A 26797-nucleotide genomic window follows, 5' to 3' on the forward strand; every position below is an offset into this window, starting at 1 on the left:
ACCACAATGTTAAACTATATATAAGGAAGCTTCCTGAAAAATAGATAAGGGGTTGTACGGATGAAGTTCAAAAAGAAAACAACTATGCTAGTCAGTTTTACGGTAGGAACCCTGTTGTTGGCAACAACAGCCCTAGCGGACATTGCTAGTAAAAGTGGGTATGATGAGTTTAAGGATGCTCTAAAGGTAACTGCTGAGCAAAGTAGTGAGAAGTTTGACAGTTTCACAATGGACTTTTCTATGGCTATGAAGGATAATGGCAAAACCTTGATATCCGCTAATGAAACTACGAAATTTGACAGAACAAAGGGTGCTTCGGAAAGCTTATCAGCAAATGTTGATCTAAGCGGATATAACAACACCTCTCAGACTTATTCAGACAAGACGACGGTAATCCGAGTGTCTGAAAGTGATCCAACCTATTATGTGACAGAGTATACTAAGGAGAGAGAAGATACGACCTTTAAAAACCCCTTCAAAGAAGATAGCGCAGATGATCTGGAAAAAATTGCGGATGCTATTATCGGAAGTCTCAAAGACCATGTCATTGTAACGGAAAATTCTGATGGCAGCAAAGGGCTGGCAGGTAAACTGACTGAAGTACAAATCCCTTCTTTAGTCAATGCTGTCGCTTCATTTCAGTTAAAACAGGAGTTTAATGGTCATCAAAACAAGGTGCCTCATCTGACCAAGGATGTGTTTGTCAAAGAGGTCAACGGTACAGCTAAAGTCAATCAAGACGGAGTGATGGAGAGCATTTTAGGGACTGTTGTTCTATCAGGCAAAGATGACCAAGGGACGGAGCATAACATAACGATTGAGGCTTTAGCTAAGGTAACGGACATCAACTCTACCACTGTCACGAAGCCCGATCTTACGGGGAAGGTCGTTGTTAGAAACATTGCCAAGGATTACTCAGAGTCTGAGATTACTAATCCTGAGAAGTTTGTAGGCAAATTTAAAAACGATATTCTGATTGAGAAAAACGGTAAGTTTGCTAAAATCGGCGAACGGTTTGTAGATATCACGCATATGGATAATAAGTCGGTAGTGGGGCGATATTATGAAGAGTATAAGCCGGGATTTGAAGAATACTCTACCAATAATCGTAATATCAATTTTAGTGCCCAATTTGAAAAAGACCAAAGAGGGAATGGGAATTTTGAATATACTACAGAATCCGGTGGTAAGGGGCAGGGGAATATTTATATAAGTGATTATCAAGGAAAAGTGAACTTTAATCTCCATAATATGAATACATCCCCTGGTGGTTTGATGTTTGATTCAACTTTTAGCCCGGATTTAGATTAACAAAATTATAAATCAAAACAGAAATGAAAACTGCCGGGATAGTTCCCGGCAGTTAGATTGTTCCTGACGATGGAGGTAAGGCATGGAAAAAAGCATGGAGAAAGTTATTGAGATCAAGAATCTCACTAAATCCTATGGGAATGGACGGGGAATTAATGACATCAACCTAGACATCTATCAAGGAGATATCTTTGGTTTCCTGGGTCCGAACGGAGCAGGAAAAACAACTGCCATGAAAATTATGACGGGTCTAATTCGACCAGACCATGGAGATGTAAGAATCTTCGGATATAGCGTAACTGAAGAGTTTGAAAAAGCAATGAAGCAGGTAGGTTGTCTGATTGAAATTGCTGAGTCCTATCATTATCTAAGTGCCTTTGATAATCTAAAACAGTTAGCTCGGTACTATCCCGAGGTGGATCATAAGCGGATTGAAGAGGTACTAGAACTTACAGGCCTAATTAAATTCAAGAATGAGAAACCCAAAAAGTTCTCACTAGGAATGAAGCAGCGCTTAGGTCTGGCAGCTGCCGTATTATCCAGACCAAAAGTTGTTATACTTGATGAACCCCTGAACGGGCTTGATGTCGAGGGAATGATCGATATTCGGAAATTGATCCAACACTTAGCTGAAAATGAACAGACGACGTTTTTTATATCGAGTCACCTAATTCATGATGTGGAGCTGACCTGCAACCGTATCGGAGTGATCTACAATGGAAAGATACTCAATGTGGAGAGTACTCATAACATTCTGAAAAACTATGCAACACTGGAGAATTACTTTGTAAGTGAGGTGGAGAGAAATGGCCGTGTTCCAAGCAGCGCTGATTAATGAGGTTGAGAAACTCTATAAAAAGAAAAAGGTCTTGGTGGCCGTGCTCCTTTCACTGGCAGTCATCGTCATAGGACAGATAGGGATAATTGGAGTAAGAAGTGGATTTGGTCTCCGTGGGACGGGAAGTCTAGAATTTCCCATGCTTGTTTTGTCAGTGGTTGTTAACACCGTCTTGCCGTTATTTACGGCGTTAGTTACAATTGATAGTTTCTCAGGAGAGTTTTCACAGAATACCATGCGTATCACCCTAACCCGACCGGTCAGCCGATTTAAGATTTATATGGCAAAAATCACTGCTATAATCCTCTTTATCCTAGGTGCCCTGTTGTTGCTCTTGATTTTTTCGATGATGGCGGGATTTATCTTTAATACAAATTCAGCGACCCTTGATTCCCTAGGAAGGACTGTGTTTTCCTATCTTGTAAGTTTATTTCCTATGCTTGTCTTAGCTTTAGGAATTGTCCTCTTAGCCAATATTTTCAAGAGCGGAATAGCGGTCTTTTTTGTATCTATCCTAATATTTCTAGCCATGAAAGTTCTGGGTTTAATCTTTTCCCAATATTCAAGTTTACTCTTGACGACACAACTCGACTGGTATAATCTTTTTCTAGTCAATTCTTTTCCCCTGGCAAAGATAGTGCGCCAGTTTTTTATTATGCTGGGATCTGCTATTATGTTGTTTACGGCTGGGTTTTACATTTTTGATAAAAAGGAATTTTAGGGTGACGCTATGAGGCTCAAAAAACGTTTAATCTTTGCTAATGCTGCGACAGTAATTATTCCCTTGATTATTACTGTTTTAATAGCATTGGCTGCTTTTTTTATTTTCGGCAAATTATTAGGCAGCGAGATATCCTTTGAGAAATACCAAAAGCAATCGATTATCAAGTTTGAGCTGATCAAAGAGGCGAATGCTTTGAGTAGATCACCTGAGTTGATAGAGGATGAAGGTTTTCATAAATACCTTCAGGAAAAGTTGTCTGAAATTAAGGGAGAGTATGCCTTGATTAAGGATGATCAGATAATCCACTCTTCTAAGAATTTGTCTAAAATTGATGTGGCCAAGTGTTTGGAGGTAGGGAATAGCATAACTGGAAGAGAGCCAGTAATTATCGGAGAACAATCCTATCAGGTCCAAGTGATTGATTTCAAGTCTAAAGAAGGTTCTCTGGGGAGCGTCTTACTGCTTGAGCCAGTCGATAAGTTTGCGTCGAGCTTTACCAGCCTCTTACTAATTGTCGTTGTTTCCTTCATACTGGCCTTTGGGCTAACCAATTTTATAGTTTCCTATCAGTTTTCTAAGAGTATTATAAAACCACTACTTTCCTTGCAAAGTGCAGCTGCAGAAATTACTCGCGGGAATCTAAATTACCCGATTGTTGAAGAAGGGGACCAAGAAATTCAAGAGTTATGCCGGGATTTAGAACTCATGCGCATCAAACTTAAAGAGTCCGTGCAAACTCAATTGAAGTATGAGGATAACCGCAAAATGCTTATTTCAAGTATTTCTCATGACCTAAAAACCCCTGTCACGTCTATCAAGGGCTATGTGGAAGGAATTTTGGATGGGATAGCCAGTAATCCTGACAAAATGGAACGCTATTTAAGAACAATAGCTGCAAAAACCCATCAAATTGATCAGATGATTGACGATCTTTTGCTCTATGCCAAGCTGGACTTGAAACAGATTCCCTATAATTTTGAGAGATTAGATATTGAGGAATATCTTTTACTCTGCTTACTCGAAAGCGAACCGGAGTTAGAACGAAGACAAATACGGATTTCGTTACATAATGAACTGCAGAAAAAGCAATATCTCTTAATCGATCGAGAACGAATGAAACGAGTTATCATGAATATCTTTGATAATTCACGAAAATATATGAATAAAGAGCAAGGCGAGATTAACATTTTTCTTAGAGAAACATTTGCCAGTGTTATTATAGAATTGCGTGACAATGGTTCGGGGATAAGTGAAGAGGACCTGTCTCGGATTTTTGATCGCTTTTATCGATCTGACCCAGCTCGAAGTAAAGGAAGCGGGTTAGGTCTAGCAATTGCTAAGCAGATCATTGAGGGGCATAAAGGACGAGTTTGGGCTGTCAGTCATGGAACTGAGGGAACAAGTATCATGATCTCGCTTAGTAAAGAATGATAACGGAGGAAGCCATGAAAAAGATCTTAATCATCGAGGATGACTCGAGTATTGCTGAATTACAAAAGGATTATCTTGAAGTTGCCGGTTTTGAGGTTAGTGTCTGTGGCAATGGCTTAGAGGGCTTAAAAGCGTTTAAAGATAACGAGGTTGATTTATTGATTTTAGACATCATGCTTCCAGGAATGGATGGCTTGGATATTTTGAGAAGCTTGAAGGAGGATAAAGATATCCCCGTACTTTTAGTTTCAGCTAAAAAGGAAGAAATCGATAAGATAAAAGGGTTAAGCCTTGGAGCTGATGATTACATTACAAAACCCTTTAGTCCAGGCGAATTAGTGGCCAGGGTGAAAGCACATCTGGAGAATTACGAGAGATTAAAACATCGGTTTAGCGTAGGGGCTATCAAAACAAATGGTTTGACGATACGAGGGCTTAAAATAGATATTGATTCACGAAGAGTCTTCGTTCTTGGCCAGGAGGTAAATCTGGCCCAGAAAGAATTTGGCTTACTTTTGTATTTAGCCCAAAATCCCAATCGAGTGTTTGGACGCGAAGAATTATTTGAACGTGTCTGGGGATTAGACGCTTTAGGAGACTCAGCGACCGTTACAGTTCATATAGCCCGAATCCGTGAGAAAATTGAAAGTGACCCATCAAATCCTCAATACGTAGAGACTGTTTGGGGTGCAGGTTATCGATTTAGGGTATAATAGGGCATAATGTCTATGGATTCTAGTAAAAGTTTTGTCTTAAATTAAAAGTACGTAATTTAAAAATATATTATAATGGGAATGTATTTAGAAAGACTAATTAAGTGCAAGTAATACTTGTTCGTTAAGATATGGAGGAGATTAAACATACTATGGATCATCGCCTAGAAACCTGTCAAAAAGTAGTCGAGAAGGGGATCGAAATGCTCGCCATAAACCTCACAGTGGGAACTTGGGGTAATATTAGTTGTCGGATCCCAGAGAAAGACTATGTTGCCATTACCCCATCCGGTATGAGTTACGACACATTAGCTCCAGAAGATATCGTGGTTATGGATCTCAGGGGAAATACTATAAGCGGAACAAACAAGCCTTCGATTGAATTACCTTTGCATCTAGCTATCTATAACGCCCGGGATGATGTCCAAGCTATTGTGCATACTCATAGCCCTTATGCCACCGCCTTGGCTGTCGCCCGTAAGGAAGTTCCAGGAGCAGTTGAGGATATGGTACAAATTGTGGGTGGGAAGGTAAGGGTTAGTGAGTATGCCCTCCCAGGGACAGTGCAACTTGGTACTAACACAGTCAAAGCCTTGGAGGGCCGCAACGCGGTTTTACTTGCCAACCATGGAATGATCGGGGTCGGACGGAACTTAGATGAAGCGTTTAGAGTTTGCCAAGTCGTGGAGAAGTCAGCCCAAATCGTCATCTTTGCAAAACTGATGGGTGGAGTAGTGGAGTTATCTGAAGAGGATATTGCTGGAATGCGGAATTTTTACCTAAATGGCTATGGACAAAGATAAACGCAGTTGTTTTATCAGTCGGACAAGGTACACATATAAAGATAATTTTGTAGAAGATGGCTGTTATAGAGTATAATCAGTAAATACACTCAAGAACATGCCCGTGGTTTAGCAGGACATTTAGTAGATTCTTGGCATAGATTAGAATTAGAAAGAGGGTATTAAGACATGAATTTAAAATACACCATCCGAGATTTAGCCTTGGCACCAGAAGGACAGCGTAAAATCGATTGGGTTATTCCACGTATGCAAGTGCTCAATCGGGTACGTAAGGAATTTGAAGAACAACTCCCTTTCAAAGGTAAGAAAGTCGTGATTTGCTTACATTTAGAGGCCAAGACAGCTTACCTTGCTCAGGTGATCAAAGCCGGGGGTGCTGAGGTGACTGTAGTTGCCAGTAATCCACTATCGACTCAAGACGATGTGGTAGCGGCTCTCGTTCAAGGCGGGATTGGAGCACATGCTTGGTATAATGCGACGGACAAAGAGTTTCACCATCATCTCCAATTAGCTCTTGATACTGAACCTGATTTCATCATTGATGACGGGGGAGATTTAGTCTCCACGATGCATACAACTCGACCTGAACTGCTTCAGAAAGTGAAAGGTGGAGCAGAAGAGACGACGACCGGGGTTCTGCGTTTACATTCAATGGCCCGGGATGGGGTTCTGAAATTTCCGATGGTCGCTGTCAATGATGCTCAATGCAAGTATTTATTTGATAACCGATATGGCACTGGACAATCCGTTTGGGACGGAATTATGCGGACCACGAACTTGGTAGTAGCTGGTAAAACAGCCGTTGTCGCAGGGTACGGCTGGTGTGGTAAAGGAGTTGCTTTACGCGCTAAGGGCTTAGGGGCGCGGGTGATCATTTGCGAAATTAACCCTATCAAAGCAAACGAGGCTTTGATGGATGGCTTTGAAGTTATGCCAATGGTTGAGGCAGCTAAGTATGGAGATTTCTTTATTACGGTGACAGGCAACACGAATATAATTAATCAGGAGCACTTTGTGGTCATGAAATCCGGTGCTATTATGTGTAATGCGGGACACTTCGACGTAGAAGTTAATGTTGCTCAACTGAAAGCAATAGCCGTCTCCGAAAGAACGGCTAGGACGAATATTACCGAATACACGCTGCCCAATGGTCAATCTATATACCTACTGGCAGAAGGTCGCTTAGTGAATCTTGCTGCCGGGGATGGCCATCCAGCAGAGGTTATGGACATGACCTTTGCTTTACAAGCGCTGTCTTTAGAATACGTTGCTTTGAATCACGACAAATTGCCCCCTGCTGTCTATCAGGTTAATACTGAGATCGATGAGAGAGTAGCCATGCTGAAACTGGAGTCTCTCGGTTTATCCATCGATAGATTAACCAAGGAGCAAGAAGCTTATCTGGCTGCTTGGAGTTCGGAGGAGGCTTAAGTGAACTTGTTTATGCGTTAGCATAGTCCAGAAAAATACATTACCTAACTTTACCATTTAGTAAATTATGGGTGCGGAAGACGGGATATGTATTGTCGTGAATTATACTTAAACAAGAGTCTAGGATTTGAAGGCTTTCTGCAACCCTAGCACTTGGATATCGAGGGCGGGCTTGATAGTACATGCGTTCTGGAGGAGAACCGTCTAAATTAGATAACGTAAACGTTCCCAAGGTTATAAATTTTCTAGCCATTGACATAGGAATAATTGACCATTTTCCAGGGTTATTGAGCAGTGTAAGTATTAATCCAGCTGAGTCCACACGGATTCCGGAGAACTTTACATCTTTTCTATGCTGATCATACCATGTTCGAAACGTTGGACTCCATTCATGATATAATTCATTATCGGGGTCTAAGCTTAGTAAACTGATAAAATCACCTTGTTCTGAATGGTTTCCTTCTCGAATGACAACCATTGGTTCAGAATAAAACTTTTGAATAATCATGTTAGGCATGGGTTTTTCAAATAAAGCAAATGCTATATCTATTTCACCCTTTTCCAATAGGGAATAAAGTTCGAATCCTAAATAAGTTTTAAGTCTGATTTCTAAGTGTTGAGAATGTTGAATCAGAGCTCGGTAAACCGGAGGTAGGATATAATTATGTACGCTATCAACAGCCCCGATTATTAATTATTCTTAACAGTCAAAAGTTCTAACAACAAAAACATACAGTATATATTCGCAAATAACAGCTAAAAAGGCTTTGAAAAAAAAGCTGGTAAAACAAAACTCTAAATGATACGATAAGCTGGAAAACTATGTATAGTTGGCGGTGTATCGTATGATAGTATTTTTGGATGAAGCTCTTATGAGCTTTAGAAGTTGCTTTTCCCGCAAAAATGCGTTCAATTGGTTTGTGATAGCTATAATGGGATTCATTGTACGAGGAGATAAATTAGGAATAACATCGATCATTAGAGAGTTAAATCTTGATCCTAAGTTCTACGTCACTTTTCTTCATTTTTTCCGCAGTTCAGCGTGGAACATGGAAACGTTAACCAAACAATGGATCAAATTAGTGACTGAGTCGGTAGACATTCAAAAAGTTGATGGATTGAACATTCTCATAGCTGATGGAGTCAAACAATCTAAAGAAGGACGTAAAATGCCTGGCGTTAAAAAGCTCCATCAGGAATCTGAAAACTCGGGCAAACCAGACTACATTTTCGGACACATGTTTGGCGTCGTCGGGATTTTAGTGGGTAACCAGTCGAAACTTTTCTGTATTGCCTTAAGTGCCAGTGTGCAAGATGGCGTGAGTAAAATTCGTGAATTTGCCGATCCAACAGTACTTTCAGTTTCTCATGTGGTTCAAGTCATAACCCAAGCTGGCAAAATCGTTACTCAAATTGGGCCCTCATTAATTCTCTTAGATCGGTATTTTCTCAGTGTTCCTGCCTTAAAGAAAGCCATGGAATTCGTCGACGAATGGGGCAACCCCTTATTACAAATCGTAACCAAAGCCAAGAAATCGGCGGTTGCTTATGCGATGCCGCCCGCTTATTCGGGCAGAGGACCACACCCTAAGAAAGGGCATTCTATCAAACTAAAAGATCTCTTCAAAACCGAAAAGTCATCCTTTTTAACCGCCAAAGTTTTTCTATATGGTCAATTGCAAGAAGTAAGCTATTATAGTGTTGACTTGCTATGGGGGCTGAAACACTATCAGAAATTAAGGTTTGTCTTAGTATCCTACAATGACGTTAATTCCATTTTAGTATCTACTTCATTGAAACTATGCCCTCTGAAAATCATTGAGCTTTATAGCCACCGTTTCAAAATAGAAGTTGGGTTCAAAGAATTAAAACAGACTATTGGAGCATTCGCGTACCATTTCTGGAGTAAGTCCATGCCCAAGTTAAATAAATATGTCAAGGATATCAATGAATCAGCCTTAGAAGCAATCACAGATAATTGCGCCAGAGACAACCTTGTTAAAACTCTAAAAGCTACAGAAGGCTATGTTCTCATGTCTATGTTTGCTATGGGTTTGCTGCAGATCATCTCTTTGAAATTTTCTAAAGAACTCAATTCTACTTCGTTTCGATGGTTAAGGATTAAAACTAATGAAATTGTGTCTGAAGCAACTGTCGCATATTTTTTCCGTAAAAACATTTATCGTGTTATTGATGTCAAGCTATTTAGAAGTTAGTATATTATGTGTAGGAAGCTTCTCCGATATGCTCTAATAAAGGGGCAATGTGTTTTCTAACGAGCCAATGCCACGAACCGCAGAGGCTGGATACTATTATAAGAAACACCACGGTTTAAATTAAACCGTGGTGTTTCTTATTTAGCGATGAGAACTAAGAGAGGAGAAATATTGAAGTATGAAGATGTTAATGACGGGCAATGAAGCCATTGCCAGGGAGCCTACGAGTATGGCATAAGCTCTGAAGTACGTTATGTTACCGGCTTATGGTCGCGCTCGGCGGTTAGTAGTGGAAGCAAAGGATAAGCGACTTTCTGAATATACCGAGAGTGTTGGAGTTAATCGAATAGAGATGAATGGGTGAAGAAGTTCACTCGCCTGTCATCGAACCTGGAGAAGCGGATATTATTATTGCGTTTGAACAGCTTGAAGCCTATCGCAGGGTCCATTTTCTTCGCCAAGAGGATGTAATCATAGCCGGTCGTTACTGTAACCTCACCGACCCTGTTGAATTAGCAAAGCATGTGTTCGAAGATTATGATTCCACTACCAAGCCGCTTCGTTCCCGGAGTTCATGGGAAAATAATGGCCGTCGGTGGTTTAGTTAATTACGCAAGTGAACATTTAGAGGGTAACCTTAATCGATAAAACCAACGCAATCCGGGCTATGGACATATTGACCAGCACCTCTGCAACAGTGGAGAATGGTAGCGGTTTCTTGCTATTTTCAAGGGTCTTATGATCTGTATTTATATTAAATACGAAAGGGGACTAACTTAAAAATTCTTTGATTCGTGTCTTGACGTCGGGGGTATTATAGGGATGCTATGATTACATTGTTTTCGAAAGAATGTTTTGCTCGGTAATATCTCTTGTCAGGTTGACCACATGCGTTATATTGCCGCTTCGATCTATAATTGGTGTGCCCAGTACCAGCAAATTTCTTCCCGTCTTAGTGGACTGGAAAGTACATATCTGCTTATGGTTTTCCAATACCAATCGCGTGGCGGATGGGTAGTAATTACCGTTAAGCTCCATCTCGAAGGCGCTTAACCCTACCATGTCGGTCGGACGCATACCCCACAGATCTTCGCAAGCTCCTTTTACCCGCTGCGTAATACCTTTGCTATCGGCAATAAAAAGAGCATTATAATTAAACATGAATGAATCATTGTAATCAAAAATCCTTCCAAACTTCACCTCATCGTATTGGAACTCGCCCGACAGGGTACGAAGGCTCTCGAATAATCCGACATTAAAAGCGTGTAGAAGCTGTCGGTTGATAAAAGCCAGGGGATTATTCAGATATTGTTCCTCGTCGTAAATGAGATCGGCAGGAATAATATCACATATTTTAAGCAGCAAGTTGAAATCCTCGATAATTCTGTGCAGCGTGACTTTTTTGCTCACTGTCGATACAGAGACGTTTTCAGATAAAAAAGCGCTGGAAACTACGGCACCTACGTTTTCAAATATTAAGAAGAAATGCTCGAACATATTTTGGGAATATGGGAAGTAAAACCACTCGATTCTCTTTTGTATTTCGCAGCAGGTGGTAGATGTGGTGCTGATCAGGCTCTGCAGGTAGGATGGGGGTACGTCCTGCCGTAATACTATCCTGAATGACTTCAAACTTTTGAAAATAGTGGCAAAACGTGATGCAACATGCAAAAATGACTCCATAATACGCTTTGCTTTCTCAAAAGGTTCGTCGATAAGCAGCGACAGAGAGGATGCGCCCCCCGAAGCCCGGTACGATTCAAATAGGGACGACATTGCTTGATAACAGCTTTCCACCTGCCAATATGTCTGCTTAATAGACCTATGTTCTGCAATAGCGGAACAGTACTCGTCCTCCCTAAGCCAGAGTGTCAATAACTCAGGATAGATCATTTGATTTATGTCGTATTTGGACAGATCTAGTCCCATCAGTATATGAAATTCCTTCTTCTGGTACTCCATAGTGAGGTGACCAGCAAAATAGTTTCCTAAGGCTACCATTATCTCATGGTTGTTCAATGGGCAACGCGTACCCTTACGCCAGCGCCACACCAGAGAGGGGTCCACACAAAGAGATTTTGCAAGCTTGCTGTTCGTTGTCCCAGTCAAGTTCATCAGGTAAATTAGCTTATTCGAAAAAGTCATAAGTCTACCTGCCTTTCGTTTATATGGCTCACTGTATAAAATCCCCCTCATAACATTTAGTGATAAATGCTTTGTAATGTAGTAGAAGGCATCAATACACACAAAACAACTTAATATATAAAATATTGCAAAATATTTTATATATTAAGAATAATAGTACCAATTAATTATACTGTCAATCAGTGCATAAAAGTATTTGTTAAATGTCCGATCGAAAGGCTCAGAAACTTCAGACGCCCCAACTCGCTCTGCTGATCTGTAATGCCCAACTCCATGAATACCTGGCTTTGCGAGAGATTGGCTCCAGTCTCAATAGCACAGGGCTTAGAGAAGCCATCGGTTTAGAGAGCATCCGTCACAGCCAGATCTCCCGAAGACTCAAGGTTTTACCCATCCGAGTTTCAGAAATGCTTTACAAGAACGTGTTGCACCAGGTTGCCAACCTACTACAATATGCGCTTACGCATTATGTCAATGACAGACAATGACTAACACCGTAAAGTGCTTGAAGCGCTTACCCCACCATGTTAAGCTTCAATCAAACTTAAAAATATAAAGATTTGGAAGGAGGGAATCATGACGTAAGATACTACCGCGATTAACTTCCACCATTTAAAAGAGTATGAAAAATGATAAAAAAGAAAATCGAGGAGGAAATCAAGATGTTGGATAGTATCATTAAAAATGGAAAAGTCGTAACCCATACCGACGTATTGGAAGCCGATGTAGCAATCGAGAACGGGATAATTGCGGCCATAGGGTATAATCTGGGGCAGGCAAAAGAAGTGATTGACGCTAAAGGCAACTATGTTATGCCCGGCTGCATCGACCCGCATAACCACATAGGCATGTTCGTTGATTATAACGGCGACCTTAAATCCGAAACAGGCGCAGGACTGATCGGCGGCAACACGATGATGATGCAGTGCGGTGTCGGGAACTATCCGATCATGGATGTAGTTAAGATGATGAAAGATCCTATTAAAAGCTATGCTTATGGTGACGTAGGAATGTATGCGGCTCTTCTAACTGATGATGATTTGACAAAGATACCGGAACTTTCTGCAATGGGTATTAATTCCTACAAGTTCTTCCTAGCATATAAGGGCAAGTTTGCTGAAAGTATTGGCTTAATGAACTGCAATATCGACAACGGATATCTTTATGAGGGTATTAAAGAAATTAAGAAAGTCGGCGGTCTGCCTATGTTCCACGCTGAGAATGTAGAAATGGTAGTCCGTGTCGAGCCCGAGTTCAGGCATACAAATACACTGAAAACATGGGCTGATGCCAGACCCAATATTGCTGAAGAAATAGATTTCTTTACCGCCTGCGAGATTGCAGAATTCTTGAAATCCCCAATATATCAGGTACACAGCAGCGTTGCCCGGGTTACGGATATTGCCCGTGAGTTTAGGCTGCGGGGCAACAAGGTATATATGGAAGGTATGCCTCAATATTGTATCCTTGATTATGAAGGCAAGAACCTCAAAGAGCCACTTCTGGGCAAGATTAACCCGCCTATCAGAAGCCACAAAGACAGAGACGGCTGCTTAGAGAACCTGAAAAGAGGCGAATACGATGTATTGGCTACTGACAGCGCCAACAGCATGTATGCTGACAAGAAAAAGGACGGCAACATCTGGAACATGATCCTTGACTGGTCCAGCGCAGGCCTGATGCTGCCTCTCGTATTGAGCGAGTTTGTGAATAAAGGCCACCTTACCATGCCGGATGTCGTCCGTATGAGTTCTTATAATACCGCAAAGATCCATGGCTATGCTCCTAAGAAGGGTATGCTGGCGCCCGGTTCCGACGCGGATATCATCATCGTCGACCTGAACAAAACCAAGAAATTGTCCGCCAAGACAACTCCGTCCTGGTCCGACTGGTGCCTGTACGAGGGTTGGGAGCTTAAGGGCTGGCCGGTGCTCACAATGCTCAGAGGCAAGGTTGTTGTTAAAGACGACAAACTGCTTGTGGAACCTGGGTTTGGCGAGTTCGTTAAATCACAACCTGCTTATAAATAATAATTACGAGCTGAATAATTTTTCCGGAGAAATACCGCCTGTTGAAAACACTAAGGGGGCCGCAGCTGTTATCGGCCTCTTTAGTGTTACCACAAGAATGATCCAATGTAGGCTCAGGACTTTTTGAGCAGCTTGGATACGAGATAAGCGGACAATTGGGCGCAATACCTTTTATAATGGGCGGCATCGTATTAATACCGCTTATCATAGCAGTCAGCAAGGTAGCAAGTGCTTTGGCACTCCTCTCGTTTATCGTCGCATTCTGTTTCCTGATGCTAATAGCGCTATGGTTTCATAAACCGAAAATACAGGCATACCGCAGTTCCAGTATAGGTATAAAAACTATTTGAAAAAAGAGGGCGAGAACATTTATGGCAATATCCGATTACACGATTTCCGAGCTAGGTGAACTGTACAGAAAAAAGGAATTATCACCCGTAGAAGTCACGGAGAAAATGCTAAAGCTTGCCAAGGACTCTCAGCCGCAGATAAACTCCATTGTTCTTTTTACGGAAGAAAGGGCTATGAAAGAGGCTAAGCTGGCCGAAAAGAAATTTATGGGTAATGAGAAATGTAGCCCTCTTTGCGGTATCCCTTATAATGTAAAAGATTTGATCGATGTTAAGGGAACAGCTACAACAATGGGCTGCAAAGCTTATCATGATAACTACAAAGAGCACGATTCTGCTGTGGTTGAAATGCTTAGCGCGGCAGGCGCCGTTTTAATGGGGAAATCCAATACATCACAGCTCGCGATGGGCACAACCGGCGATGTTTCCTTGTTTGGTGCCACCCGTAACCCGCGCAACCTGGAGAAGGTACCGGGTGGCAGCAGCTGCGGTTCCGGAGCTTCGGTGGCGGCTGGCATATCCGCTTTCTCTATTGGCACAGATCAGGGTGGCTCCGTTAGAATTCCTGCGGCTTTCTGCGGCGTAGTAGGCATTAAGCCGACATTCGGACGTATAAGCTATTATTGTTCGGCTTCTGCTCATAAGATGGTTGACCATTTAGGTGTCTCAACCCGCAATGTCTATGACAACGCGCTTGTACTTTCCGCTGCATCAGGCTACGACCCGAGATACGAGTACTCGTTCAATGCTCCGTCGCAGAACTTCGCAAAAGAGATAACGAGAAGTGCTGAAGGCATGATAATCTGTGTCCCGACAAAGTTCTGTTATGATGATGTTGAATACTGGCTGACCGAACAGTATACTAAGGCCTTGGAAATTCTGAAAGAGGGCGGAGCCAAGGTTAAAGAGGTAGAGATGCCTGACTTGTCCACATATCGTAAGGCTCATCAGCAGATATTCATGGTAGGCGCCATTTACAACCATGCTTATATTTTAGCAGAACGTGGCGACCAGATAGAGTCTGAAATGTATGACAGAATGAAGGCAGGAGATATTCCTGCAAGCGAATTCTTCAAAGATATAGAGATGCAGAAAGATTTAATGAAGATTTTCCTTGACCTGATGGATGGCTGCGACTTCATGTTTACGCCAACAATGGGTGCTTTTCCCTGCGGTCAAATGGAGCGTGAAATAACTCTGAACGGACAAAAAGTACCGATTTACGAGCCGAATACCCGGTACACATGGTGGGGCAACTATCTTGGAATGCCCGGTTTGACTATACCGGTCGCGTTTAACAAAGATAACAATGCTGCTAACGTACAATTTGTGGGACGTCAAGGAGAAGAAGCGAAGCTTTATCGCGCTGCTTCCTATGTTGAGCATGTAGTGGGGAGTGCGGATATCACTAAGCTTCCCGGTCTGGATTATTAAATAGTAAATAATATCCATACACCGATTTTGGGATTAACAAAAGCCAATAGTCATCTAAACCATAATGGTATAATCAGTAAAATGTATTAGAAATATTTTTTGGAGGAAACCAAAAAAAAATCTAGCCATAGAATCTAGTTATTCCGGACATCGAGGGTATTCGAAAGTACTCGACCATTACAAGGAGGATTGTTCTATGGGTGCTCAGATACTTGTTACCTCGTCATATTCGGAAATGACAAACTTGATCCGAGAAGTAGCTGTAGATTTAAATATCGAAATTATTGTCATCGAGGAAATCTTAGATAATGCAGCTAAGTCAGTAAGGGAAAAAGTACAGAACAACGGGGAGATAGAGGTTATCATTAGCCGGGGGGGTACAGCGGAAGCTATTAAAGAAACAATAGACATACCAGTAATTATTATTGAGGGGACTGATTTCGACCTTTTACGATCCATGTGGGAAGCTAAAAGCAAAAATAAGCGTAGTATTGGATTTTTAGCTTATAAATACTACCAAATAGATTATGATTTCGAACTAATCGAAAAAATTCTTGACATTCAAGTTAGACAATATCTATATACAAGTCGTCAACATATTGTTGAACAAGTCGAGAAAGCCTATCACGATGGTACTGATGTTTTGGTTGGGGGCGGGCAATATGGAGTAACATTGTCACAATCATATGGAATGAATGGTGGTTTGATTCATTCCAGCCGCAGGGCTGTCATCCAAGCGTTGCAAAGAGCTCAAGCTATTTTGGACGTTATAAAAAAACAGAAGGCTCATGAAGAAGAACTTAAAACGATTATTAATTCTGCTTATGAAGGTATAATTGCCTTCGATCGGTTAAATAACGTAACTTTATTTAACTCTGTAGCCCAAAGGATTTTTGATTTGGATCTCTCGCAGGTAAAAGGTATAACAATTGATGAATTAGTGAACTTGACAAGGAATTTTGACATTTTCAGTAAGGATAGTATGGAAATAGATCAAATAAAGAAAATTAGGAACTCTCGATTCGTTGTCAGAAAAACAATGATTAAGTTGGAAGAGGAGATCTTAGGATCTGTTTACGTTTTTCAGGATGTTACTACAATTCAGAACATGGAACAGAAAATTCGTAAGGAGTTACACAAGAAAGGTCTTGTTGTAAAGTTTTCAGTTAACAACATCGTTACTGAAAGTAAGGCTATGCGTGAAGTTTTGGAACAAGCAAAAAAATATGGAGCTACAGATTCTACAGTGCTTGTCACTGGAGAAAGTGGCACAGGAAAGGAACTCCTTGCGCAAAGTTTGCATCAGTTTAGTCCTCGTAAACATGGTCCGTTCGTGGCGGTTAATTGTGCAACTTTACCCGATAATTTGTTGGAAAGTGAATTATATGGGTATGAAGAAGGAGCCTTTACAGGCGCCAAAAAAGGTGGTAATATCGGTCTTTTTGAATTAGCACATTGTGGAACGATCTTTTTGGACGAAATAGGAACAGTTCCTCTAAACCTGCAAGCACATCTTTTACGTGTCCTCCAGGAAAAAGAAGTAAGGCGGATTGGTGGGGATAAAAATATCCCAATTGACGTAAGAATTATTGCAGCAACGAATGAGGACTTAAAACAAATGGTTGAGGAAGGAAAATTTAGACGCGATTTATTTTTTCGGTTGAACGTTTTATGCCTAAAGATTCCTTCTTTAAGAGAGAGAAAAGAGGATATCCCACATTTAATTAACTATTATTTAAAGGTATTTAATGCTCGATTTGATAAGAAAATTGAGCAATTTCATCCAACTTTATGGAAATGGTTTCTCCAATATTCATGGCCAGGTAATATCAGGGAATTGGAAAATCTAATTCAACGTTGCGTAATTATTGCTGAGGACACATTCGTTGACTCATCTTTCTTGGAAACCGTCTTTAAGGAAGAATATACTGCGGAATTTGAAAAATTCGAATCAGAGAGAAGTTTAGCAATCTTAATAGAAAAATCCGGAAAAAATGTTATAGAAAATTCGGCAAGTTTGAATGATATTGAATACGAGGTCATTAAGCAATTGCAATCAGTGGTAAAGAATAAGGCTGAAATCGCCCAGATCTTAGGGATAAGTAGAACGACCTTGTGGAAGAAGATAAAAGATAAAAGTTATTTGTCTAAAAATTGACATTGTATAAACGGAATTAAAGAATTTATCACCTCCATAAAAATCTGAAAATTTAATCATGTTTAAATTATGTAATAGTTTTGAACATTATGTTAAATGTTATTGAGATATTTAACTGACTCACCTCCATAAAGATTTAAAACAGTAATATTTCAGTATATAAGGGTAAGGAATTATCGGGGTTTGGCGGCTTTTTTTTAGTTCTCTACAAAGTGGCATGATAATTGCAATTTAAGTAAATATAGATAGGAGGTGTCTAATGGATTGCAAACGTAGGAGCTTTTCAGTGCTGAGTAAACTTTTAATTTTAAAAAAATAAACAGAAAGGGGGATAATGAAAGGCAGGCATAATAAGATACCGATAATGACAGATATAACAGAGGGAGAAATTATATACCGCTATTCTCAAACAGGTCATCAAAAGGACAATTAATACAAGTGAGTCAGCGGAAAACCACGTTTGCATAACTCTGAAGTTCAATCAACTTCTAGTCAATCTTTTCTCGCTTATTGGAGAGTTCAATGGATGAGCGACGGTTAGAGATTGACGTCCATTTTTCCGAGTAGCGAGGAATTTTTGGAAAAATTAGCTGAGCAAACGGGAATACCTTTCGGCGAAATTCGGATATCTCCTCCGGTTTTAGTATTCTTCTTACTTCGATTGTTAAGGTTAATAAATGGCTCGGTATTTTTGTAATCTAATTTGTCATGAGAAAAAGAAGGTACGCACGAAACATGGAAGACGGATCACGAGGTTCCGGACCTTTGGCGCCATACTCAAATATATCCCACATCGCTCAATTGTGGGGACGTTTTGGAAAAGTGAAAGTTGTCCCGACTGCTTCGGCGAATGCCGAGAGGCTATATAATATTGAGGAGGAATTTTTTGTGGCGACGCAGTTACAACCTGGTGGCTTTAACCCTACAGTAATTAGGAAAAAGGATATTACCTATTCATCGATTGTAGCCTTTTTTGCTTGGATGTTTTCTGTTTATGATTATATCCTTTTCGGAACATTGCTACCCGTAATGGCAATAGAATTTAAATGGACAACTGCATATAGCGCTAGAATCGTAACCTTTGTATCAGTCGGAATCTTTATTATCTCGTTATTGGTTGGTCCTATGATTGATACTTTAGGTCGAAAAAAATCAATGGTAATAACGACGGTCTTTGCTGCGCTGAGTTCTTTGCTTACCGCTCTTACTTTCAGTCCGATTTACTTAGTACTGGTGCGCAGTCTCTCAGGGATGGGTTATGCTGAACAAGCGGTCAACACTACTTATCTTTCAGAGATATATAATGAAAAGGAACGGGGATTCTTATATTCGTTTGTGCAAGGTGGTTGGCCGATAGGCGTATTGTTTGCTTCGTTAATGACAGCATTAACTCTAAATGCAGTCGGATGGCGCGGCGTATTTGCGATTGCAGTTTTTCCGGCAGTCATAATCGTAATACTATCATTCAAACTTAAGGAATCTCCGCGTTTCGAAGCCATGCAACATGCACGAAAGCTCATTAAAGCCGAACGGCATGCCGAGGCAAAGGAATTCGGTGAAAAATATGGGGTTGCTGTTGACAAGATACAGAAGTTTACTTTCGGTCAACTTTTTGCATCTGATATCAGACGGCAAACCATTTCCGTATCCTTGGCGTTTTTACTCAACTGGTTCGCGTGCCAGACATTTCTGGTATTAGGCACGACAATTTTGGTACAAGGTAAAGGAATTACTTTTACTAACTCCCTCTTTATGCTGGTATTCTCTAACGCATTATCTTATGTTGGTTATATTGTTTTAGGTTGGATAGGCGACCGTGTGGGGCGCCGCGGAACATGTGCTGTATCTTGGCTACTTGCAGGAGTAAGCTACGGATTTATGGTACTATGGGCCCAAAGTATCGTAGCAGTTACGATCACCTATTCTTTAGGATTGTTCTTTCTGATAGGGTCATATTCCGCTTTCTTTTCTTATATTGCGGAGTCGTTTCCAACTCGTATACGTGGAACAGCCTCTGCTTTCGTTAACTCCATGGGTCCATTAGGAGCAATAATTGGTTCAGCGATATTTTCAGTGATCGTCGGAGCCACGAGTAATAACGTTATTCTAGGAGCGGTTGCATCGGGAGTGGTGCCATTGTTGCTGTCAGGCCTCATGATCCTAGCGGCTCGCAAAATCAAACCGGGGACTTCTTTGGAAGACATATCCACCTAAAAGGATATTAGTGCCAAGAGCCCACCTAATATTTAGGTGGGCTTGCTCAATCCGCACAAGTGTTTGTGAAAAAAATAAAAGTAGTTACGCCTTTACTTGGAATTTCGGAGATATGGCCTTAAACCCGGCGGTACCGGAAATTCTGAACGCTATTTACGATGCTGTCGATGTACGGATAACATCGCTGCCGGTCAATGCGTCGAAATTAACGGCTGCAATCAACCCCCGGGTAATGCTTATGATGAGAAAGATATTATTGACTGGAGTCCCTATTTACGTACTTGGTGGTAGGAAACGCCAGCAAAAATCAAAAAGGAGGATGTATAAAATGGCTCAGAAGGAAATATTAGTTGGTTATGGAGTTGATATTGACGCAGTAGCAGGGTGGCTCGGCTCTTACTCCGGTGAGGATTCCCCGGACGATATTTCCAGAGGTCTTTTTGCAGGCGAAGTAGGTGTTCCCCGTATATTGAAACTATTCCAAAAGTATAATATAACTGCGACTTTTTTTGCCCCCGGCCATTCCATCGAGACATTCCCGGAACAAATGAAAATGATCGTGGATGCCGGACATGAAGTTGGGCTCCATGGCTATTCCCATGAGAACCCTCTCGCAATGACTCCCAAGCAGGAAGAAGATGTCTTGGTTTACAGTCTTGAACTCTATCAAAAACTGACCGGCAAAAACCCTACCGGATATGTAGCTCCCTGGTGGGAATTTTCCAATGTTACCAATGAGTTGCTAATGAAATATGGAATTAAATATGATCACAGTCTGATGCATGATGATTTTCATCCCTATTATGTGCGCGTAGGCGACTCATGGACGAAAATCAATTATTCTGGTGAAGCAAAGGATTGGATGAAACCTTTGGTTAGAGGCCATGAGATAGATTTGGTGGAGATTCCAGCCAACTGGTATCTTGACGATCTACCCCCCATGATGTTTATTAAAAAGAGCCCCAATAGCTTTGGCTTTGCAAATCCCCGGGATATTTTCGGCATGTGGCAGGATCAGTTTGACTACTGTTATCGCGAAAATGACTACGCTGTGTTCCCAATGACCATCCATCCTGATGTCAGCGGCCGTCCCCAATGCATTTTGGCACATGAACGGCTGATTGAACACATCAATAAGCATGAAGGCGTTCGCTGGTGCTCTCTCGATGAGATGGCCACCGATTTCCTGAAACGCAGCCCGCGTCAGAAATAAGTCAAATCATATATCTATCTCCCTATACTCTCTGGCATCGTATCAATTAGCACCCCTATGCAGCGGGAGGTGGGGAAAGGATTCAGATTCAATTTGAGAATCTACAACAACTCCTTGATGACCGTTACCTGAGGCGCTCCCCATATGGGGGCGTGGATTGAAATGTTTATACCATGGTCTGATAAGCTATAGAAAGCTGTAAGTCACAGAAAAAGCATACTTTACCAGAAAGAGTCTCACGGTTGTGGAGGCTCTTTTAGTCTTTTCACACATCATTAAATTTTTATCTCAAATATTTTTGGTTCATCTCTAGAAAAAATGTTAATCAAGCAGTCAAGCAGCTGTCTATTCCTATATAATTGGTGTTATAGTTCTTAGTAGATTCGTTATGATTAGATTCATCTTAGTTGGGTTAATATTTTAGATAAAGAGAGGCTAAGGCATGGGAAAAACACTTATTGTCGCGGAAAAACCGTCGCAAGCCCGTGAATATGCAACGGCCTTAGGAGTTAGAGGTCGAGGCGACGGGTATTTAGAAAATGAACAGTATGTAATTACCTGGTGCTATGGCCACCTTTTGGAGCTAGAGCGTCCGGAAGCATATATGGATTTAGAGCGGGTAGGGAAACGCTGGAGTCTAAATCGTCTGCCGGTCTTACCGAGTCTGCAGACCTTTCGTCGGGTGGTCAAAGCGGGGGCGGCTAAACAATACCAAGTCATCCAGCAGTGGTTAAAGTCTTCAGATATCGGAGAGGTTATTTGTGGAACTGACGCGGACCGGGAAGGGCAGTTGCTCTTTCAAGAAGTATGGGATGCCTCGAAGTGCAGTAAGCCATTATCAAGACTCTGGATTTCCTCGCTGACGACTGCGGCGATTCGAGAGGGTTTAAAGAGTCTCCGTCCTGCAGAAGCTGTGGCTGGCTTAGCAGCTGCTGGGAATGGTCGAGCCTTTGCAGATTGGGATTTTGGCATGAATCTGACCGAAGGGTTTACCGCCTTGTTTGGCAGCTTTGATGCTGTACGCAAAAAACCCAATGTCATTTCCATAGGCAGAGTGCAGACCCCGACTCTGGCCTTAATCGTTGAAAGAGAATGGGAGATTGAACGCTTTGTAGCTCAGCCCTTCTTTGAAGTCCGAGCAGAGTTTGTGACCTCCCAAGGGGAGTACCTTGGCAAGTGGTTCGATCCACGTGAGGAGTCGAAACGTCTTACTGATCCCCAAATAGCCGAGAGCATTGTAGCCAAAACTCAAGGTAAAACAGGGAAACTATCAAAAATGGAACAGAAGGATGTCCAGGAACCGGCACCGCTACTCTTTGATTTGACCTCCTTAACGATTGCTGCCTCAAAGAAATTTGGCTTTAGTGTGGAAAAAGTTCTCCAATTGGCACAATCCCTGTATGAGAAAAAGGCTATAACCTATCCTCGAACCGACTGCGCCTATCTTTCTGAGGACCTTATACCCAAGTTACCGGAACACCTGCAAGCGATACGCCAAGAACCCTACACGAATTGGGTGGACGAGGCCAGTCTTTTGGGTGTACCTAAGGGGAAACGCGTTATTAATACGATCACAGCCCATCATGCCATCATTCCGACGACAGAGAAGGTTGCCCTCGAGAGACTTAGTCGTGAAGAACAGAACCTGTATGACTTAATCGCTCGCCAATTTTTGGCTGTCTGGTTTCCGCCTGCTAAATATCACCAAACAGAGGTGGTGACATTGGTCGAGGGGGAGCAGTTTCGTACCAAAGGCAAAGTACTGCTGAGTCCCGGCTGGAAAAAAGTTTATGGACCCGATGAATTAGACGAGGCAAATACTCGTAAAACCAAGAAGAAAAACGACAGTGAACAGGCAGATGACGAAAACGCCTCCCTACCACCCTTGAGCAAAGGGGAAGAGGTGCGCACGAAACGTGTGTTTAGCGAAGAAAAAAGTACTAAACCGCCGAAACGCTTTACCCAGGGAGACCTGCTCAAGGCCATGGAAGGCGCAGGCAAGCAGATTGATGATGAGGTGCTCCGTCAGCAATTGAAAGGTAAAGGCTTGGGCACTGTCGCAACCCGACCAGCGATTATGGAAAACCTCATCGATAGGGGATATATCCTTCAAGAACAGAAGGCCTTAAAGCCGACCCAAAAAGGGATCGAGCTGATTCGTCTGATCAAGGAACGACTTCCTCAGGCCCAGCTTCTGATCAGTGCCGAGATGACAGGACAAATGGAATTCAATCTTTCTAAAGTGGAAAAGGGAGAATTGAGCATCCAACAGTATATGACGGATGTTGAAGAAGCGATAGGTCGAATTATCCAGGAACTGCGCTCTTTTGAACATTCCCATGGGAAAACCCCTCTAGCCCTTGCCCCAACAGCAGATGGTCAGACGACTTCTAGGACAGGAGGGACAGGGAAAGGAAAAGGGGAAGGGGCAAAAGCTCCCCGCAAGAAGCCTACTAAAGCTCAGAATCACCCTGGATCAACGGAAGAGAAGGCTAAGCTTAATAAGTTAGAGGAATCTGGCAAAGAAAAAAGAGAGAAAAGTGAACTCCAGACCGAAGGGTTTGGCAAGTGTCCAAAATGTGGTGGGGACGTGATCGAAGGGCAAAAGGGGTTCGGGTGCGCGAATTGGCGAGCAGGATGCCGTTTTGTGCTCTGGAAGACCCCGATCTGTGGTAAGGTGCTTACCCCGAACCAAGTTAAAAGCCTGTTGAAGAAAGGGAAAACTCCCCTTATTAAAGGGTTTAAATCTAAATCGGGTAAATCTTTCGCGGCTTATCTAACTTGGGAGGATCAAATCGAAGCTAAATTAAAATTTGAATTTGAGAAAGAATGAGTATTTAAGGATGAAACAGACATTTACCTTACTGCAAAAGATGAGACAATTATTTGTGATTTTATGGCCTGTCTTAGTTGCCCAGGTAACAATGTTCTCGATGAATTTTTTTGATACCGTGATGTCCGGACAAGCGAGTACAGCAGACTTAGCCGGGGTAGCAATTGGTTCAAGTTTATGGGTACCCATCGGTGCCGGATTGGGTGGAATTTTAGTGGCGGTGACTCCCATCGTAGCTCAGCTGATCGGTGCTAAACGCAGTGAAAAGATTGCGGCCAAGGTCGTCCAGGGAATCTATTTGGCCATGGCAATTTCAGTTTTAGTGATTATTGGGGGAGCACTTTGCTTAGACTCTGTGCTATCTTTGATGGGTTTAGAAGATACAGTGCGTCGTATTTCGCGTTATTACTTGTTAGCTCTAGCCTGTGGAATTCCAGCACTGTTTATATACCAGGTTCTACGTTCCTTTATCGATGCCTTAGGGAAGACTCGTGTCACGATGATGATTGCCATACTTTCATTGCCAATAAATATTGCTTTGAATTTTATTCTGATTTTCGGAAAACTTGGTGTCCCAGCTTTAGGCGGAGTTGGAGCAGGCGTTGCCTCTGCGATTACTTACTGGTGTCTACTTCTTATTGCCTTGACCATCATTTTGCGGATGGAATCCTTCGCAACTTATGGAGTGTTTGATCGTTTATTTGGCGTATCCCTTAAGGAATGGAGTGAACAGTTAAAGATAGGTTTACCTATCGGGTTTGCTATCTTTGTGGAGGTCAGTATATTTGCAGTGGTTGCTTTACTGATGAGTAATTATAATACTGTAACCATTGCAGCTCATCAGGCAGCTATGAATTTTGCTTCATTGCTCTATATGGTACCCTTTAGCATTTCTACTTCTTTAACTATTTTAGTCGGTTTTGAAGTAGGTGCGGGAAGACACAAGGATGCTCGACAATACAGCTTTTTAGGCATGGGGATGTCCTTAGCAATGGCCGGACTTTGTGCAATTATTCTATTAATCTTTAGCGAGCAAGTAGCCAATTTGTATTCCCGGGAAACTGAAGTCATTCAAATGGCCCAACAGTTTCTCATTTATGCCTTGTTCTTTCAATTATCGGATGCGATTGCCGCCCCGATTCAGGGGGCTTTACGTGGCTATAAAGATGTTAACGTGACGTTTATAACGGCGTTCATCTCCTATTGGATTATCGGATTACCGGCAGGGTATTACATGGCTAGCTATACTTCATTAGGAGCAGTGGGTTACTGGATTGGTTTAATTTTGGGATTGGCGGTCAGCGCTGTTGGTCTGTCGGGGCGACTTCTTATTGTACAACGTCGATATTCCTCTTGAGGATAGTAAACTTAGTTAAAGGGTTTAAGTCGAAAGCAGGGCAATCATTTGCAGCCTATTTGATTTGAGAAAATGCCGTTGAGACCAAATTGGCATTTAAGTTTAAGACTTCCTGACTTACAGCAATACTTCGAAAATAAGTCTTGGTGACTTAAATGAGTTATCAAGACTTATTTATTTATGGTTGAAAAGTTAAAATCTTTAAATTACTCTGAGTTGATGCTTTTCCGGGGTTTGATAAATGAGACCTGAAAGCTTAGCATAAGTCCTTGAAAATACGTACATAATCCACTGCTATTAAACTTTCTGAGATAATATACTAATTTGTGTGATAATTGGCAAAGAACTTGCAATAAAGTTGTGGGAAAGAAGTTAATCCTTTTATAAAAAGGAGGTTTTGATGGTCATTTCAGGGCAATGAAATATTTGAATCAAAGGAGGAATAAAAGTAAAGGATTAACGGTATTATTATGCATTTTTCATGATATATCTTTGTAATTCTTACTTGACAAATCATTTTAAACTTTATTGAAGTCTAGTGAGGTGAAAAATAGCTATATTAAGGCCGATAACCTAAGGTTCTTAGCGGGCATCAGCATAGGATTGTTTTTCACGGACCTGAAAATACCAAGAAGGTAATAACCAAGGATTTTTCTTTCGTAACACATACTATGAATAGACACGTGGAATTTATCAGCTGACTTATCTTTTTAAACCCGATTCTCAGATTAAATCATAAGAAAGGGTGAATAACTTGTCACAAGAGAAACTGGAAAAAATACCTAAATCTAAAGGTATATATGCTCGTATTAATCCTGTTGTTTTCTGGGGCAGTGCTATTTTATGCGTTGTGTTATATGCCCCAATGCTTTTTTTGGGTAAAGAACTGCAACCCTATGTGTCAATCATTTTAAAAGCTATAACCTATAGAATGGACTGGTTATGGTTATTATTTGCTTTGGGCTGTGTAGTGTTTTCACTTTGGTTGGCTTTTGGCAGATTTGGCAATGTTAAATTGGGCGGATCAAATGATAAACCTGAATTCTCAGACTTCAGCTGGGTATCGATGATGTTCACAGGCGGTGTCGGAGCAGGTTTGGTTTATTGGTCCATGGCCGAGCCTATTTTTTATCTTAAGTTTCCTCCTTTCTGGGGTGAGGCATTCTCAGCGCAAGCTGCGCAATTCTCTATTGCTTATGGAATATTTCACTGGGGTATTACGGCCTGGGCTATCTTTGTTCCAGGGGCCATCGCCTTTGCCTACATGCTTCACGTAAGAAAAATACCCTACTTCTACCCAAGCTATGCTTGCAGGGGAATATTGGGGGACCGGGTTGACGGATGGCTTGGCAGAGCTATCGATGTCTTTGTTATTATCGGTCTGGTAGGCGGATTAGGGACTACCTTAGGAACGGTTGTACCTATGATGGCGGCTGTAAGCGCCAATATGCTGGGTATTGAGAATTCTATGACGGTAAAAGTTGCGGTCACACTGGTGATTTCAGCGGTATTTGGCTATAGTGCTTTCTCCGGTTTAAATAGCGGAATTAAAAAATTGTCGGAATTAAATAGTTGGTTATGTATGGGATTATTAGC

19 protein-coding genes and 1 pseudogene are annotated in these 26797 nt (G+C 41.6%); 18 read left to right on the top strand and 2 right to left on the bottom strand.

Going from position 1 to position 26797, the window contains the following annotated elements; all coding sequences use genetic code 11:
* Nucleotides 1–60 precede the first annotated feature (60 nt).
* From JL57_RS27565 to JL57_RS27595, 7 genes are all read left to right on the top strand, one after another.
* The gene (locus JL57_RS27565) at nucleotides 61–1311 is read left to right on the top strand and encodes a hypothetical protein (RefSeq protein WP_034145103.1); all 1251 of its coding nucleotides are present in this window, start codon (nucleotides 61–63) and stop codon (nucleotides 1309–1311) included.
* Nucleotides 1312–1405: 94 nt separating this feature from the next.
* Nucleotides 1406–2146, top strand: coding sequence for an ABC transporter ATP-binding protein (locus JL57_RS27570; RefSeq protein ID WP_034145121.1), 741 nt, complete (start codon nucleotides 1406–1408; stop codon nucleotides 2144–2146).
* Nucleotides 2118–2870, top strand: a complete 753-nt coding sequence (locus JL57_RS27575) for an ABC transporter permease (protein WP_034145104.1) — start codon at nucleotides 2118–2120, stop codon at nucleotides 2868–2870. The genes JL57_RS27570 and JL57_RS27575 overlap by 29 nt, the downstream gene beginning before the upstream one ends.
* Nucleotides 2871–2879: 9 nt before the next feature.
* On the top strand, nucleotides 2880–4304 hold the full coding sequence (locus tag JL57_RS27580) for a cell wall metabolism sensor histidine kinase WalK (RefSeq protein WP_034145105.1): 1425 nt from the start codon (nucleotides 2880–2882) through the stop codon (nucleotides 4302–4304).
* Nucleotides 4305–4318: 14 nt separating this feature from the next.
* Complete coding sequence (locus tag JL57_RS27585) at nucleotides 4319–5017, top strand: response regulator transcription factor (protein ID WP_034145106.1); 699 nt, start codon at nucleotides 4319–4321, stop codon at nucleotides 5015–5017.
* Nucleotides 5018–5169: 152 nt separating this feature from the next.
* A complete protein-coding gene (locus tag JL57_RS27590; RefSeq protein WP_034145107.1) occupies nucleotides 5170–5820 on the top strand; it encodes a class II aldolase/adducin family protein in 651 nt (216 codons plus the stop codon).
* Nucleotides 5821–5988: 168 nt separating this feature from the next.
* A complete protein-coding gene (locus JL57_RS27595) occupies nucleotides 5989–7251 on the top strand; it encodes an adenosylhomocysteinase (protein WP_034145108.1) in 1263 nt (420 codons plus the stop codon).
* A gap of 40 nt (nucleotides 7252–7291) precedes the next feature.
* Here JL57_RS27595 and JL57_RS27600 read toward each other — a convergent pair whose 3' ends face one another.
* Nucleotides 7292–7942 (bottom strand): substrate-binding domain-containing protein, encoded by a 651-nt coding sequence (locus tag JL57_RS27600; protein WP_366557121.1) that lies wholly within the window; start codon nucleotides 7940–7942, stop codon nucleotides 7292–7294.
* A 154-nt stretch (nucleotides 7943–8096) separates the two neighbouring features.
* Here JL57_RS27600 and JL57_RS27605 point away from each other — a divergent pair, with 154 nt between their 5' ends.
* Nucleotides 8097–9467 carry a transposase gene (locus JL57_RS27605; RefSeq protein ID WP_045691777.1) on the top strand — a complete coding sequence of 457 codons (1371 nt, stop codon included), beginning with the start codon at nucleotides 8097–8099 and terminating at the stop codon, nucleotides 9465–9467.
* Between the two features lie 356 nt (nucleotides 9468–9823).
* On the top strand, nucleotides 9824–10075 hold the full coding sequence (locus JL57_RS27610) for a hypothetical protein (RefSeq protein WP_034145111.1): 252 nt from the start codon (nucleotides 9824–9826) through the stop codon (nucleotides 10073–10075).
* A gap of 223 nt (nucleotides 10076–10298) precedes the next feature.
* On the opposite strand, the gene JL57_RS27615 is transcribed toward JL57_RS27610, so the two are convergent.
* Nucleotides 10299–11612, bottom strand: a complete 1314-nt coding sequence (locus tag JL57_RS27615) for a PAS domain-containing protein (protein ID WP_034145112.1) — start codon at nucleotides 11610–11612, stop codon at nucleotides 10299–10301.
* A gap of 209 nt (nucleotides 11613–11821) precedes the next feature.
* On the opposite strand from JL57_RS27615, the pseudogene JL57_RS27620 reads away from it, so the two are divergent.
* The 9 genes and pseudogenes from JL57_RS27620 to JL57_RS27660 form a co-directional block, all read left to right on the top strand.
* Nucleotides 11822–12052 (top strand): annotated as a pseudogene (locus JL57_RS27620) (IS4 family transposase); the annotation flags it as partial.
* 189 nt (nucleotides 12053–12241) lie between these two features.
* The gene (locus JL57_RS27625; RefSeq protein ID WP_034145114.1) at nucleotides 12242–13642 is read left to right on the top strand and encodes a dihydroorotase family protein; all 1401 of its coding nucleotides are present in this window, start codon (nucleotides 12242–12244) and stop codon (nucleotides 13640–13642) included.
* A gap of 371 nt (nucleotides 13643–14013) precedes the next feature.
* Nucleotides 14014–15426 carry an amidase gene (locus JL57_RS27630; RefSeq protein ID WP_034145115.1) on the top strand — a complete coding sequence of 471 codons (1413 nt, stop codon included), beginning with the start codon at nucleotides 14014–14016 and terminating at the stop codon, nucleotides 15424–15426.
* Nucleotides 15427–15622: 196 nt separating this feature from the next.
* Nucleotides 15623–17584, top strand: a complete 1962-nt coding sequence (locus JL57_RS27635) for a sigma 54-interacting transcriptional regulator (protein ID WP_034145116.1) — start codon at nucleotides 15623–15625, stop codon at nucleotides 17582–17584.
* 888 nt (nucleotides 17585–18472) lie between these two features.
* Nucleotides 18473–19798 carry an MFS transporter gene (locus JL57_RS27640; RefSeq protein ID WP_291300665.1) on the top strand — a complete coding sequence of 442 codons (1326 nt, stop codon included), beginning with the start codon at nucleotides 18473–18475 and terminating at the stop codon, nucleotides 19796–19798.
* 112 nt (nucleotides 19799–19910) lie between these two features.
* Nucleotides 19911–21011, top strand: coding sequence for a polysaccharide deacetylase (locus tag JL57_RS27645; RefSeq protein WP_291300666.1), 1101 nt, complete (start codon nucleotides 19911–19913; stop codon nucleotides 21009–21011).
* Nucleotides 21012–21453: 442 nt separating this feature from the next.
* Nucleotides 21454–23844 (top strand): type IA DNA topoisomerase, encoded by a 2391-nt coding sequence (locus JL57_RS27650; protein ID WP_034145118.1) that lies wholly within the window; start codon nucleotides 21454–21456, stop codon nucleotides 23842–23844.
* A 10-nt stretch (nucleotides 23845–23854) separates the two neighbouring features.
* On the top strand, nucleotides 23855–25201 hold the full coding sequence (locus JL57_RS27655) for an MATE family efflux transporter (protein ID WP_034145123.1): 1347 nt from the start codon (nucleotides 23855–23857) through the stop codon (nucleotides 25199–25201).
* 754 nt (nucleotides 25202–25955) lie between these two features.
* Nucleotides 25956–26797: BCCT family transporter (locus JL57_RS27660; protein ID WP_034145119.1), on the top strand; the 842-nt coding region annotated here is incomplete at its 3' end.

It is taken from the genome of Desulfosporosinus sp. BICA1-9, assembly GCF_000802135.1.